Below are 13,870 nucleotides of genomic sequence, written 5' to 3'. Positions count from 1 at the left end.
GCAGGCCGTACGGCGCGGGGGTCTCCGGCGCGGCGGTGAACGCGCCCGCCCCGGCCCGCAGCCGGCGGACCCGGCGCACCGTGCAGGCGGCCACCGCGAGCGCCGGCACGGCCACCAGCGGAAGCTGCCCGGCGGCCCGGTCGACCGGGGTGTCCCCGCCGCTGATCGTGCCGGCGGCCAGCACCGTCGCGGTCAGGGCGAGCCCGGCGACGGAGAGAGCGAGCAGCCATCCGGTACGCCGTCGCAGGGCGCGGGCCCGGTCCAGCCGGGGGAGTCCGTCCGCCACGACGCCGGCGGCGAGCCAGACGGCGGCGATCGACAGCAGCACGATGAGATGCCCATCCATGGACACAGCCTTGCCCACAACGGCGGGCGGCGAATCCGGGACGAGCCCCTGTTCCCACCCCGGAGCATCCCGTAGGGGTGGCCGTGTCCCGGCCGGTCGGTCCAGCGGCACGGGACCGACCGGGTCGTCATCCCCGGCCGGTCGTCCGCAGTGGACGGATCAGACCGCGAAGGTGGCCGGCCGTTCGGTGGCCGGAGCCGGCGGCCGGGCCTTCCACAGTCCGGTCTTCTGGCCGGCGAGACGGGTCAGGTAGGCCGGGTTGAGGATGACGTACCGCCGCCAGAGCCGCTTCGGCTCCAGCCCGAGCCGCCAGAACCACTCCAGGCCGGCCCGCTGCATCCACGGCGGCGGCTGCCGGAGCAGGCCGGCGTGGTAGTCGAAGGCCGCGCCGACGGCCATCAGCGGCATGTCCAGCAGGGGCCGCATCGCGTACGTGAAGACCTCCTGGCGGGGGCAGCCCAGGCCGACCAGGACGAGCCGGGCGCCGCTGGCCCGGATCCGGTCGGCGATCTCGACGTCCTCGCCGGGCTGCACGGCGCGGAACTTCGACGGCTCCACCCCGGCGATCTTCAGGGCCGGGAACATCCGCTCCAGCGCCGGGATGAGCTTCGCCAGCGTCTCCTCGGTCGACCCGTACAGGTAGACCGGAAGGCCCTCGTCGGCGAAGCGGCGCAGCACGTGCAGGGTCAGCGTCGGGCCGTAGACCCGGTCGGCCAGGCCGGCGTGGTGCAGCAGGTTGAGCGCCCAGCGCACCGGCTGGCCGTCCGGGGTGACCACGTCGAACGAGTTGAGCCGGGCGTTGTGCGCCGGGTCGAGGACCCCGGTCATCACCCCGTGCACGGCCAGCGCGGTCAGCGCCAGCGGCCGGCGGTCCCGGGCCGCCGCGACCACCTGTTCGGTCGCCGAGGCGTAGTCGGTGGCGTCGACCAGGACGCCGAGGACGTTCCGCTTGCCCTGCCCGGTCATGCTCCCGGCACCCACTTGTCGACGTTGGCCTGGTAGATCTCCCGCATGATCATGGGTACGTCGTAGACCTGCTTCCAGCCCGGGTAGTCGGCCTGGAACGCCTCGTTCGAGCCGATCCACCACTTGTGGTCGCCGATCCGGTTCGCGTCGACGTACTCGGTGATCATTTCCTGGCCGGTGATCTCCTCGGCCAGGGCGAACGCCTCCCGGTTGGAGGTGTTGGAGTGCCGGCCGCCGCCCAGGTTGTAGACCGCCGCCGAGCGCGGCTCCCGGAAGAACGCCTCGAACGCCGACACCACGTCCGAGCTGTGGATGGCGTCCCGGACCTGCTTGCCCTGGTACCCGAAGATCTTGTAGGTGCGGCGTTCCATGTTGGCCCGCATCACGTACCCGAGGAAGCCGTGCAGCTCGGTCGCCGAGTGCGCCGGGCCGGTCAGCGTGCCGCCCCGGAAACAGGCCGTCCGCATGTCGAAGTAGCGGCCGTACTCCTGCACCATCACGTCGGCGGCGACCTTGGAGGCCCCGAAGACCGAGTGCAGGCAGGCGTCGATCGACATGTCCTCGCGGATGCCCTGCTCGTACGGGTGCCCCGGCTCGATCTCCCACCGGGTCTCCTGCTCCACCAGCGGCAGGCTGTTCGGCCGGTCGCCGTAGACCTTGTTGGTCGAGCAGTGGATCAGCGGCGCGGCGATGCAGTGCTCCCGCACGTTCTGCAGGATGTTGAGGGTGCCGACGGCGTTGACGTCGAAGTCGGTGAACGGGTCCCGCACCGCCCAGTCGTGCGACGGCTGGGCCGCGGTGTGGATCACCACGGCGATGTCCCGGCCGTACCGGGCGAAGAGCTTGCCGAGGGTGTCCCGGTCGCGGATGTCGATGCTGTGGTGCGCGTACGCCGACCCCAGCTCGTCGGCCAGCCGCCGGACGTTCCACGCGGTCGAGGCCTCGGCACCGAAGAACTCCTGCCGCATGTCGTTGTCGATGCCGACCACGTCCAGGCCGAGCCCGGCGAAGTGCCGGACCGCCTCGGAACCGATCAGACCGCCCGACCCGGTCACCAACGCGACACTCACACGACACTCCTGGTCAAGGTAGGAGGCTGGAAAAAACCATCGGAGCATAGCCTGACGTCCGGTACGCCCCGATACGAAGTGAGGGCCCCGCAGCTGCGGAGCCCTCGTCTGGTGGTGGGGATGGGGGGAGTTGAACCCCCACGTCCTTTCGGACACACGGACCTGAACCGTGCGCGTCTGCCATTCCGCCACATCCCCGTGGCACGACCCTCGAACGCGGTCGGAAGCGTCGACCCCGCCGTCTCCGGCGGGCCCGGAACATCCTACCCGGTCCTGTGGTCTCGCCTCGACCGGTTACCGTTCCTGCGAGCGGTCACCCTTCGTGGCGGACGAAAGAGTAGCACGGTCCGGAGGGCCGCTCCGAACGGGCCGCCGCGCGGTGGCCGAGCGGCGCGCGAGCTGCATGCGCGCCGTCCAGATACCATCATGTCCTCGGGACCCGAGGAGGAGCCGGTGAGCGTGCTGCAACGCTTCGAGAAGCGTCTGGAAGGCCTGGTAGAAGGGGCCTTCGCCAAGGTCTTCAAAGGGGTGGTCCACCCCGTGGAGATCCTCAACGCCATGCAGCGGGAGGCCGAGGCGCACAAGGCCATCCTCGCTGGTGGCCGCACCCTGGTGCCGAACCGCTACGTGATCGATCTCTCCCCGTACGACCACAGCCGGTTGGCGCCGTACGCCGCCGCCCTGGCCCAGGAGCTGGCCCAGTCGCAGGCGGAGTTCATCGGCGAGCAGGCGTGGACGGTCTACGGCGACGTGATCGTCGAGGTCGAGCGTGGCGAGGGGCTGGACACCGGCATGTTCCGGGTCACCGCCGAGGTCTACACCGGCGGCGAGGTCGCTCCGGTCTCCTCCCCGGGCGGCTACGACCCCGGCCCGCCGGCCTACCCGTCGTACGACCAGGGGGGCGGCTACGGCCCGCCGCCCGGCCACGGCGGCGGCGCGCGCAACGTCCGGCTGGTCTCCGGCGACGGCCGTACCTACCCGTTGCAGATGGGCTCGACCGTGATCGGCCGGGGTGACCAGGCCAACCTGCGCCTGCCCGACGTCGGGATCTCCCGCCGACACGCCCGGCTGGACTTCGACGGCGGCCAGGTCGTGCTGACCGACCTCGGGTCGACCAACGGCACCATGGTCAACGGCCAGCGGGTCTCGGCCGTCGCCCTGAACCCGGGCGACATGATCCAGCTCGGCACCACGACGCTGACCTTCCGCGTGGACGGCTGACCCGCCTTGCCGGAACTCGTCATCACCGTCGCCCGGTTCGGGTTCCTCATCCTGCTGTGGATCTTCGTGTTCACGGTGGTCGGTGTCATCCGTCGGGATCTCTTCGCGGGCGCCCGGTCGGGGCGGCTGGTGGCCGCGCCGCGCGCGGTCGGGGCCTCCACCCAGCAGCAGGCGGCGAAGCCGGCGAAGGTGAAGCGGGGTCGGGCGGCCCACCAGTTGGTGGTCACCGCCGGCCAGCTCGCCGGCACCCGGATCACCCTCGGTGAAGCGCAGATCACCATCGGTCGGGCCGAGGACTCCACCCTCGTCATCACCGATGACTACGCCTCCGCCCGGCACGCCCGGCTGGTGCCCCGGGACGGGCAGTGGTTCGTCGAGGATCTCGGTTCGACTAACGGCACGTACCTCGATCGCGCTAAGGTCACCGGACCAACCCCCGTCCCCCTCGGCGTGCCGATCCGTATCGGCCGCACCTCTCTCGAATTACGGCCATGACTCTGACCCTGCGCTATGCGGCCCACAGCGACCGCGGTCTGATCCGAGACGGAAACCAGGACTCCGTCTACGCCGGGCCGCGGCTCCTCGCCGTCGCCGACGGCATGGGCGGCATGGCCGCCGGTGACGTCGCCAGCAACATCGTCATCGGTGCCATGGCGCCGCTCGACGAGGACGTCCCGGGGGACGCGCTCGTCGACGCGCTGCGATCGGCCGTGGGCACCGCCAACCAGCAGCTCCGCGACACGGTGGACGCCAACCCGCAGCTGGAGGGGATGGGCACCACGCTCACCGCGACCCTCTTCTCGGGCAGCAAGCTCGGCATGGTCCACATCGGTGACTCGCGGGCCTACCTCCTGCGCAACGGTGAGTTCTCCCAGATCACCAAGGACGACACCTACGTCCAGATGCTCGTCGACGAGGGGCGGATCAGCGCGGAGGAGGCGAGCAGCCACCCCCAGCGCTCGCTGCTCACCCGCGCCCTCGACGGCCGGGACATCGACCCGGAATACAGCGTCCGGCAGGTGCTGCCCGGGGACCGCTACCTGATCTGCAGCGACGGCCTCTCCGGCGTGGTCAGCGCGGAGACCATCGGTGACAGCCTGCGCGAGTACACCGACCCGCAGCAGTGCGTCGAGCGGCTGGTGCAGCTCGCCCTGCGCGGCGGCGGCCCGGACAACATCACCGTGATCATCGCGGACGCCACCGACCAGGACATCGTCGAGGCGAGCCCGATCGTCGGCGGGGCCGCGGCCCGGGACCGGGGTATGGCCACCGCCGCCGACGACTCGACCCCGGCCGCCCGCGCGTCGGCGCTGTCCGCGCCGCGTCCGGCCGCGCCGGAGGAGCCGGCGGCCAACCGGGACGACGACCCGGAGCGCCCGCGCCGGCCGCTGCGCACCGCGGCGATGCTGGCGGCCCTGCTGGTCATCCTCGGTGGTGGCCTGTTCGCCGGCTGGAGCTACACCCAGCGGCAGTACTACGTCGGGGCGACCGACAGCGGGCAGCTCGCGGTCTTCCGCGGCGTCCCCGGCCAGGTGGCCGGCCTCGACCTGTCCAGCGTGCACTCGACCAGCCAGGCCAAGCTCGACGACCTCACCCTGGCCGCCCAGGAGCAGGTCAAGCAGGGCATCCAGGCCAAGAGCCGACCGGACGCACTGCGCCGGCTGGCCGAGCTGACCAGCGACGACCCGACCAACCCGAACCTCAAGCCGGTCTGCCCGCCGGTGCCGCCGCTGATCACCGGCTCACCCGTGCCGGCGAACTCGTCGGCGCCGGCCGTCCCGGGCTCACCCAGCCCCGGCGCGACCGGGGTCCCGGGTGCCAACGGCACTCCCACGCCGCCCACCACACCCGACGCCTCGGCCTCCGACGCGGTTCCGCCGGCCGGAGACCCGGCGGGCTGCCGGTCGCCCGAGTGACCGTCGGCTGAGATCCGAGGGACACCTCCTTGACCGCAGCGGCCCACCCGGTAGTCTCGCCCGTCGCGACGGGCGAGCGGCCCGGCGTACGTCTGGCGCGGTCCCGGCGTAACGCCGAACTGTCCCTGCTGGTGCTGGCGATGGTGCTGGTGGCCGCGTACGGGGCGATCGTCGAGGCGAACCTGCTCGACACCGTCACCCGCGACTTCTGGATGCCGGCCGCCGCGCTCGGGCTGGTCTTCCTCGGCATGCACCTGGTGATCAGGTGGCTGGCGCCGTTCGCCGATCCGGCCCTGCTGCCGGCGGTCGCTCTGCTCAACGGCATCGGGGTGGGCTTCCTGCGCCGGCTCGACCTCGGCAAGGCCGCCCCGGCCGACCGGGAGACGCTTGCCATCTTCGCCGGCACCGGCGGCCGGCAGCTGGCCTGGACGCTGGCCGCGGTGGTCCTCGCCGCCGGCCTGCTGGTGCTGATGCGTGACCACCGGGCGGTCTCCCGGTACGCGTACACCCTGGGGCTGGCCGGCATCGTGCTGGTGATGATCCCGGCGGTGCTGCCCGGCCGGTTCTCCGAGATCAACGGCGCGAAGCTGTGGATCAGGGTGGGCGGGTTCAGCATCCAGCCCGGTGAGTTCGCCAAGCTGGCGCTGCTGGTCTTCTTCGCCTACTACCTGGTCCGCAAGCGTGAGGTGCTCTCGCTGGCCAGCCGCCGCATCCTCGGCATCGACTTCCCGCGCGGCCGGGACCTCGGCCCGGTGCTCGGGGTGTGGATGATCAGTCTGCTGGTCCTGGTCTTCGAGAAGGACCTCGGCACCTCGCTGCTCTACTTCGGCATGTTCGTGGTGACCCTCTACATCGCCACCGAACGGGTCAGTTGGCTGCTGATCGGTCTGGTCCTCTTCTTCGGCGGCGCCTACCTCGCGTACGTGCTCGGGGGCACGGTGGGTGGCCCGTTCGCCAACTTCTACACCCGCGCCGAGATCTGGCTCGACCCGTTCGCCGAGCCGTACGACCGGGGTTACCAGCTGGTGCAGGGGCTGCTCGGTCTGGGCAGCGGCGGCCTGTTCGGCTCCGGGCCGGGCGCCGGGGAGCCGCTGGAGATCCCCGAGGTGCAGAACGACTTCATCTTCGCCGGCATCGGTGAGGAGATCGGCCTGTTCGGGTTGACCGCGCTGCTGGTGGTCTACCTGCTCATCGTCGAGCGGGGGCTGCGGGCCGGGCTGGCGGTGCGGGACTCGTTCGGCAAGCTGGTCGCCGGTGGTCTCGCCTTCACCCTGGGCCTGCAGGTCTTCGTGATCGTCGGCGGGATCAGCAAGCTCATCCCGCTGACCGGTCAGACCACCCCGTTCCTCTCCGCCGGTGGTTCGTCGCTGATGGCGAACTGGCTGCTCATCGCGGTGCTGCTGCGGATCTCCGACGCCGCCCGGCGGCCGGTGGCCCAGGGTGGCGGCACGGCGGGCCGACCCGGTGGTGGTCCGCCGGAACAGCTGCACGGTGCTCCCACGGAGGTGATCCGCCCGTGAACGCGCCCCTGCGCCGCGTCGGCGTCGTCGTCATGGTCCTGTTCGGGCTGCTCTTCGCCAACCTGAACTGGATCCAGGCCTACAAGGCGGACGAGTACCGCAACAGCGACTACAACGGCCGGGTCCAGGTGGCCGAGTACGAGCGTCGGCGGGGCAACATCGAGGCCGGCGGCACCGCCGTGGCCACCAGCAAGGAGACCGGCGGCAAGCTGAAGTTCCAGCGCACCTACCCCGGCGGGTCGAAGTACGCCCACGTGCTCGGTTACAAGCCGGTCAACCTGGCCGACACCGGCATCGAGCGGTTGGAGAACGACTTCCTCGCCGGTACCAGCGACGCCCTGCTCGGCAACCGGATCAAGGACATGTTCACCGGTGACGAGACCGGCGGCGGCAACGTGCTGCTGAGCATCTCCAAGCGCGCCCAGGACACCGCGTACGAGCAGTTGCGCAACAACCGCAACGGGGTGAAGAAGGGCGCGGCGATCGCCATCGACCCGCGTACCGGTGCGGTGCAGGCGCTCGTCTCGATGCCCGGCTTCGACCCGAACCCGCTTGTCGACCACGACACCAACGTGGCCTCGGCGGCCTACAACAAGTACGAGCAGGACCCGGACGGCCCGCTGAAGAACCGGGCGCTGTCGGAGGTCCTGCCACCCGGCTCCACCTTCAAGATCGTGATCGCCGCCGCCGCGTTGGAGAACGGGGTCGGCAAGGACACCGAGATCCCGGCCGGGGCGAGCTGGACCCCGCCGACCTCGGGCACGCCGATCCGCAACGCCGCCGCGTCGATCTGCCCGGAGGCGCAGGTCACCCTGATCGACGCGGTCACCGAGTCGTGCAACACCGGCTTCGCCCAGCTCGGCGTCCGGCTCGGCGCGGACACGGTGAAGGAGAAGGCCCGACAGTTCGGCTTCGAGCAGGACGACCTCACCGTCGGCCAGCTCGGCGAGGGGGGCCTGCCGGTGGCGGCCAGCCGGACCGGGGACATGCAGAACCCCGACGGCGGCACCGACCCGGCCGCGCTGGCCCAGTCCTCCATCGGCCAGAACAACGTCCGGATGACCCCGTTGCAGGGGGCGCTGATTGCCGGCTCGGTCGCCAACAAGGGCCGGCAGATGCGCCCCTACCTGGTCAAGCAGCTCCTCGGGCCGGACCGCACCACCAGCTACTACAACGCCCAGCCCCGGGAGCTGCGCCAGCCGGTCAGCGGCCAGGTCGCCGACGACCTGCGGGACATGATGGTCAGCGTGGTGAAGAACGGCACCGGTCGCTCCGCCGACATCGACGGCTACACGGTCGGCGGCAAGACCGGCACCGCCCAGTCCGCCCCGGACCGGCCCGACCACGGCTGGTTCATCGGCTTCGCCCTGGACAAGAACGGCAACGCCGTCTCCGCCGTCTGCGTGGAGCTGGAGCAGGCCGGCAGCGGCGGCAGCGCCGAGGCGGCCCGGATCGGTGGCCGGATCATGCAGGCGGCCATCGCCGATGCGGGGGGCCGCTGACATGCTCAGCCCCGGGGTGCAGCTCGGCAACCGCTACCGTCTCGACGAGCGGATCGCCAGCGGCGGCATGGGCGACGTGTGGCGCGGCACCGACCAGGTGCTGGGCCGTACGGTGGCGGTGAAGAGCCTGCTCCCGGCGCTGCTCGACGAGCCCGGCTTCGCCGAACGCTTCCGCGGCGAGGCGCGCACCATGGCCACCATCAACCACCCCGGCGTGGTCGACGTCTACGACTTCGGCAGCGACCAGCAGATCGCCTTCCTGGTGATGGAGTACGTCGAGGGTGACGCCCTGTCGGCGACGCTCAGCCGGGTCGGCCGGCTCACCCCGGCCCGGACGATGGCGCTGCTCGCCCAGGCCGCCGACGCGCTGCACGCCGCCCACGAGAAGGGCATCGTGCACCGCGACGTCAAGCCGGGCAACCTGCTCGTGCGGCCGAACGGCACGCTGGTGCTCACCGACTTCGGCATCGCCCGGTCCGAGCTGGTCGGCCAGCTCACCGCCGCCGGGTCGGTGCTCGGCACCGCCTCGTACATCTCCCCTGAGCAGGCCACCGGCGCGGTCGCCACGCCCGCCTCCGACGTGTACGCGCTCGGTGTGGTGGCCTACCAGTGCCTCGCCGGCCGGCGGCCGTTCGAGGGGGACAACCCGCTTGAAATCGCGATGAAGCACGTGCGGGACACTCCCCGCCCGCTGCCCGGGGACATTCCGCCGCCGGTCAAGGCGATCGTGGAGCGGGCGATGGCCAAGGAGCCCGGCCACCGTTGGCCGAGCGCCGCCGCGCTCGCCTCCGTCGCCCGGCAGGCTAAGCAGGCCCTCTCCCAGCAGGCCCGTGCCGGTGGCGGACATCCCGGCCCGGTCTCCGGTGGCCCGGTGTCCGGGGCACCGGCGTCCCCGGCCGGCCCGATGGCCCGCGCCCAGGTGCCCGCCGTACCCCGGCAGCAGTCCGGCGTGCCGGCCCACCCGCACCGGCCGGCGGTGAGCGGGCAGGCACGGCCCCCGGTGGGTGGGCAGCAGGCCCGGCCGGCGATGGGTGGGCAGCAGGCCCGGCCGGCGGTCGCGGCCCGGCACCCGCAGCCGCAGCCGCAGTCACAGCCGGTGAACCAGCGTCCACCGGCCCAGGCCAACCCGATGACCCGGCCCTACCCGCAGCAGTCCCGGGGGGCGGCCCCCGTGCCGTCCGCCCAGCTCCGCGCGGACCGGCCCGTGTACGCCCGGCAGCCCCTCCCACCCCCCGCCCCGCCCGCCCGTTCCCGGTCCGGCATGGTGGCCCTGGCGATCCTGCTGGCGGTGCTGGTGCTGGTCTGCTCCGGTGTGCTCGCGTACGCGACCCGGCAGGGCAACCTGGCCACCGATCCCGGTGCGCCGGGCACGACGTCCGGCGCGCTGAGTGCCCTCGGACGCGACGATCCGGCCGGGACGTCGTACCGTCGGGTGGTACGGCTCGGACCGGGTGCCGGCGAGACGACGACGAGCGAAGGACGACGAACGCGATGACAGCCCAGGCCCGCCTGCTCGGTGGCAGGTACCAGGTCGGCGAGCTGCTCGGTTACGGCGGCATGGCCGAGGTGCACCGCGGTCGGGACCTCCGGCTCGGTCGGGACGTCGCGATCAAGATGCTCCGGACGGACCTGGCCCGGGACGCCACCTTCCAGATGCGGTTCCGGCGGGAGGCGCAGAACGCCGCCTCGCTGAACCACCCGGCGATCGTCGCCGTCTACGACACCGGCGAGGAGACCGCCCCGACCGGGGAGACCCTCCCGTTCATCGTGATGGAGTTCGTGAACGGGCGGACCCTCAAGGAGGTCCTCGGCGTCGAGGGGCGGCTCCAGCCGCGCCGGGCGCTGGAGATCTGCGCCGACATGTGCGCGGCCCTGGAGTTCAGCCACCGGCACGGGATCATCCACCGGGACATCAAGCCCGGCAACGTGATGCTGACGCAGACCGGTCAGGTCAAGGTGATGGACTTCGGCATCGCCCGCGCGCTGGCCAGCGGCGCCACCACGATGACGCAGACCAGCGCGGTGATCGGCACGGCCCAGTACCTCTCCCCCGAGCAGGCGCGCGGCGAGGCCGTCGACGCCCGCTCCGACGTGTACGCCGCCGGCTGCGTGCTGTTCGAGCTGGTCTGCGGCCACCCGCCGTTCGTCGGTGACAGCCCGGTCAGCGTGGCGTACCAGCACGTGCGGGAGGCCCCGCCGACGCCGAGCGACATCAACCCGGACGTCACCCCGGCGATCGACGCGATCGTGCTCAAGGCGCTGTCGAAGAACCCGCTCAACCGCTACCAGAGCGCCGGTGAGATGCGGGCCGACCTGCTCCGCGCCGCCGCCGGCCGGCCGGTGATGGCCACCCCCGTCCTGAGTCAGGACGAGACGACCCCGATGGCCGCGGCGGCGAGCGGCTACCCGACCCAGGTGGTGGGGCAGCAGACCCGGCAGATCCCGGCCCGGGTCGGTGACCCGCAGCGGCGCAGGAGTTCGGCCTGGGTGATCGCGGCGTTCGCGACGGTCGGCGTCCTGGCGGTGATCGCCCTGGTAGCGGCGCTGCTGATGAACGGTCAGGAGCCGAAGAAGAGCCCGGTGCCCAACCTGGCGGGCAAGACGCAGGACGTCGCGTTCGCCGAGATCCGCAACTCCGGTCTGGTGCCGGCGACCGGCGACCAGGTCTTCGACAGCACCTGCAAGGTGGGCACGGTGGTCAGGCAGGACCCGCCGGCCGGCACCGCGCTGGAGGAGAACGGCCAGGTGACGGTGAGCCTCTGCGGCGGCAAGCCCGAGGTCAGCATCCCCAACGGCCTCAAGGGCAGCAAGGTCGAGAGCGCCCAGACCCGGCTCAAGGACGAGAAGTTCACCGTCAAGGTGGTGACGAAGGACAGCGAGGAGAGCGAGGACATCGTCCTCGACGTGTCCCCGCCCGAGGGCGAGAAGGTGCCGGAGGGCACCGAGGTGACCCTGACCGTCTCCCGGGGCAACGTCCGGGAGGTGCCGGACGTCAAGGATCTCAGCCAGACGGAGGCCACCCGGGCCCTGCAGAACGCCGGTTTCAAGGTCAACCCGGAACTCGGCTCGGAGGTTCCGGCGGACGAGGCCGGCAAGGTGCAGAGCCAGAACCCGAAGGCCGGCACCAAGAAGGCCAAGGGGAGCACGGTCACCATCGTGGTGAGCGTGCCGGAGGTGACCGAGTCGCCGACGCCGCCGGCACCGACCACGCCGGTGCCGACCACCACACCGCCCGGTGACGGCACGGGGGGCGGGTTCCCGCTGCCCACCCCGCCGTTCCGCAGCGACGACGACTGACCCGTACCCCCGGACGTACCGGGCCCGGCTCTGCCCGCCGGACCGGGACGGACAGGCGTCGAGGGTACGGCGGGCGCGGGCCGGGACGGAGAGGCGTCGGGTGGGCGGCGGGCCGGTGCGGCGGCCCGTCAGAGGGTGGCGAAGGCGGCCCGGCGGCGGGCGTCGACCTCGGCGGCCAGCTCCGGGGCGCGTTCCAGGGCCTCCGGGTGGCCGCACGCGGAGACCCAGTTGGCCAGCATCAGGTGGCCGCCCTCGGTGAGCACCGACTCCGGGTGGAACTGCACCCCCTCGATCGGCAGCGTCCGGTGCCGCATCGCCATCACCACGCCGGAGGCCGTCCAGCCGGTGACCTCCAGCTCGTCGGGCAGCGTCTCGGGCAGCACCGCCAGCGAGTGGTAGCGGGTGGCGGTGAACGGGTCGGGCAGGCCGGCCAGCACCCCGACCGAGTGGTGCCGCACCTCGGAGGTCTTGCCGTGCAGCAGTTCGGGGGCCCGGGTGACGGTGCCGCCGAACGCCTCCCCGATCGCCTGGTGGCCCAGGCAGACGCCGAAGATCGGCAGCTCGCCGGCGTACCGGTCGATGACGTCGAGGCAGATGCCGGCACGGTCCGGACTGCCCGGCCCCGGCGAGAGCAGGATGCCGGCCGCGCCGACCCGACCGACCTCGGCGACGTCGATCTCGTCGTTGCGCCGGACCTCGCACTCCACCCCGAGCTGCCCCAGGTACTGCACGAGGTTGAAGACGAAGGAGTCGTAGTTGTCGATCACGAGGACGCGCATGGGCTCACCGGCTTGGGGAGGGGGCGGGCGGGGTGTTGTTCCGGTCGGTGTCGTACGGCAGGTCGTGCCCGTCGCCGGCCGGCGCGTCCGGGTCGACGGCGGAGTCGCCGCCCGGGTTGCCGGAGTCCTGGGTGACCTGCACGTCGTCGAAGGGCAGCAGCGGCTCGGCCCAGGGGAACACCACGTACCAGAGCAGCGCCACCGTCGCGGTGGCGAGCAGCACCGAGCCGATCAGCTTGCCGGGCAGCCCGAAGGGCAGCTTGCGCCAGATCCAGGAGTACATCGTCGTCAGCCCCTCAGCTCCGGCGGCGGGCCCTGCGACTTGGGCTGCGTACGGTCGAGCTCGGCGTGGACGATCAACCGCTGGTAGTTGTCGAACTTCGGGTTGCAGGTGGTGAGGGTGAGCAGCTTGCGGGTGGGTTTCGCGTTCGGCTCGCCGGGCACCGGGGCGACCACCTCGACCTGGTCGGGGCGGACGATCCGGGACTGGTACACCTTGTAGACGTACCAGTCCTGCTTGCCCTCCAGGAGGATCGCGTCGCCGGACTTCAGCTCGTCGAGACGCCAGAAGGTGGCCCGGTTGCGGTGCCCGGCGACGGAGAAGTTGCCCACCTCGCCGGGGAGCGCGCTCTTCGGGTAGTGGCCCGGGGCGTACCGGATGTCCTCCTGGGTGACGCCCTCGACGACGACCCAGTTCTTGTCGAGGCTGGGGATGTAGAGCCCGGCGATGGGCTGGCCCTCAGCCGGGGCGACCGCCTTGGCCGGACCGGGGCTGACCGTCGGGTCGCCGGTCGGGCCCCACGCCTGGGCGAGTTGCTGGTTGAGCTTGCTCTGGTGGGCGTCGACCAGGGCGGACTTGCCCCAGATCTCGTATCCGGCGAAGAGGAGCACCACCAGGCCGAAGGTGATCAGCACCTCGCCGCTGACCCGGACGCCGGTCCGCAGCCGGGAGGCGAAGGTGGGCCGGGTCAGCTCCGAGTAGACGCTCTTGTAGCCCTTCCCGGTCTGCTCCGGGCGTAGCTGCACCACCCGTTCACCGCGGCGGGGTGGCGGGGGCGGGACGGGGTCGCCGGCCCCGTCGGGTTCGGGGGCGGGTGGCACCGCGCCCATCAGCGCGGTGGAGTCGAGCGCCGGGCCGGTCGGCCGGGCCGGCAGCACCGGGAGCAGCGCCGTCGCCGCCGGGTCGACCGTGCGGTCCGGCTGCCGACCGGTGGGCGCGGGCGGGATGGGGCGGCCCGGCCAGGCGGGCGGCG

At 72.2% G+C, this 13,870-nt stretch carries 12 protein-coding genes, 1 tRNA gene and 1 pseudogene; 7 read left to right on the top strand and 7 right to left on the bottom strand.

Going from position 1 to position 13,870, the window contains the following annotated elements; genetic code table 11:
* The 4 genes and pseudogenes from H1A17_RS30935 to H1A17_RS30920 all read right to left on the bottom strand — a co-directional run.
* A pseudogene (locus H1A17_RS30935) lies at window positions 1-346 on the bottom strand (hypothetical protein); the annotation flags it as partial.
* Window positions 347-505: 159 nt separating this feature from the next.
* Window positions 506-1,312: a WecB/TagA/CpsF family glycosyltransferase gene (locus H1A17_RS30930; RefSeq protein ID WP_088645762.1), complete on the bottom strand. Its 807-nt coding sequence runs from the start codon at window positions 1,310-1,312 to the stop codon at window positions 506-508.
* Window positions 1,309-2,430 carry an NAD-dependent epimerase/dehydratase family protein gene (locus tag H1A17_RS30925; RefSeq protein WP_194823545.1) on the bottom strand — a complete coding sequence of 374 codons (1,122 nt, stop codon included), beginning with the start codon at window positions 2,428-2,430 and terminating at the stop codon, window positions 1,309-1,311. Before H1A17_RS30925 ends, H1A17_RS30930 begins: the two co-directional genes overlap by 4 nt.
* A 64-nt stretch (window positions 2,431-2,494) precedes the next feature.
* A tRNA-Leu gene (locus H1A17_RS30920) sits at window positions 2,495-2,580 on the bottom strand.
* A 228-nt stretch (window positions 2,581-2,808) separates the two neighbouring features.
* Here H1A17_RS30920 and H1A17_RS30915 point away from each other — a divergent pair.
* From H1A17_RS30915 to pknB, 7 genes are read left to right on the top strand one after another with little or no spacing between them, the layout of a single operon-like run.
* Window positions 2,809-3,603, top strand: a complete 795-nt coding sequence (locus H1A17_RS30915; protein ID WP_088645731.1) for a DUF3662 and FHA domain-containing protein — start codon at window positions 2,809-2,811, stop codon at window positions 3,601-3,603.
* A gap of 6 nt (window positions 3,604-3,609) precedes the next feature.
* Window positions 3,610-4,098, top strand: a complete 489-nt coding sequence (locus H1A17_RS30910; protein WP_088645730.1) for an FHA domain-containing protein — start codon at window positions 3,610-3,612, stop codon at window positions 4,096-4,098.
* On the top strand, window positions 4,095-5,519 hold the full coding sequence (locus H1A17_RS30905) for a protein phosphatase 2C domain-containing protein (protein WP_145917225.1): 1,425 nt from the start codon (window positions 4,095-4,097) through the stop codon (window positions 5,517-5,519). The genes H1A17_RS30910 and H1A17_RS30905 overlap by 4 nt, the downstream gene beginning before the upstream one ends.
* 29 nt (window positions 5,520-5,548) lie before the next feature.
* On the top strand, window positions 5,549-7,039 hold the full coding sequence (locus H1A17_RS30900; RefSeq protein WP_145917226.1) for an FtsW/RodA/SpoVE family cell cycle protein: 1,491 nt from the start codon (window positions 5,549-5,551) through the stop codon (window positions 7,037-7,039).
* Window positions 7,036-8,541 (top strand): penicillin-binding protein 2, encoded by a 1,506-nt coding sequence (locus tag H1A17_RS30895; protein ID WP_145917227.1) that lies wholly within the window; start codon window positions 7,036-7,038, stop codon window positions 8,539-8,541. Before H1A17_RS30900 ends, H1A17_RS30895 begins: the two co-directional genes overlap by 4 nt.
* A 1-nt stretch (window position 8,542) precedes the next feature.
* Entirely contained in the window at window positions 8,543-10,036 is a 1,494-nt protein-coding gene (locus H1A17_RS30890; RefSeq protein ID WP_145922491.1) for a serine/threonine-protein kinase, read from the top strand.
* Window positions 10,033-11,838, top strand: a complete 1,806-nt coding sequence (gene pknB, locus H1A17_RS30885) for a Stk1 family PASTA domain-containing Ser/Thr kinase (RefSeq protein ID WP_194823544.1) — start codon at window positions 10,033-10,035, stop codon at window positions 11,836-11,838. Before H1A17_RS30890 ends, pknB begins: the two co-directional genes overlap by 4 nt.
* 128 nt (window positions 11,839-11,966) lie before the next feature.
* Here the strand turns inward: pknB and H1A17_RS30880 are convergent, their stop codons facing one another.
* From H1A17_RS30880 to H1A17_RS30870, 3 genes are all read right to left on the bottom strand, one after another.
* Window positions 11,967-12,617, bottom strand: a complete 651-nt coding sequence (locus H1A17_RS30880; RefSeq protein WP_194823543.1) for an aminodeoxychorismate/anthranilate synthase component II — start codon at window positions 12,615-12,617, stop codon at window positions 11,967-11,969.
* Between the two features lie 4 nt (window positions 12,618-12,621).
* On the bottom strand, window positions 12,622-12,900 hold the full coding sequence (locus H1A17_RS30875; RefSeq protein ID WP_145917230.1) for a hypothetical protein: 279 nt from the start codon (window positions 12,898-12,900) through the stop codon (window positions 12,622-12,624).
* A gap of 5 nt (window positions 12,901-12,905) precedes the next feature.
* The coding region (locus H1A17_RS30870) for a class E sortase (RefSeq protein ID WP_228544559.1) at window positions 12,906-13,870 on the bottom strand (965 nt) is incomplete at its 5' end.

The sequence above is a fragment of the Micromonospora sp. S-DT3-3-22 genome (assembly GCF_015354745.1).
GTDB lineage: Bacteria > Actinomycetota > Actinomycetes > Mycobacteriales > Micromonosporaceae > Micromonospora > Micromonospora wenchangensis.
This window is presented reverse-complemented; position numbering and strand designations above follow the sequence as displayed.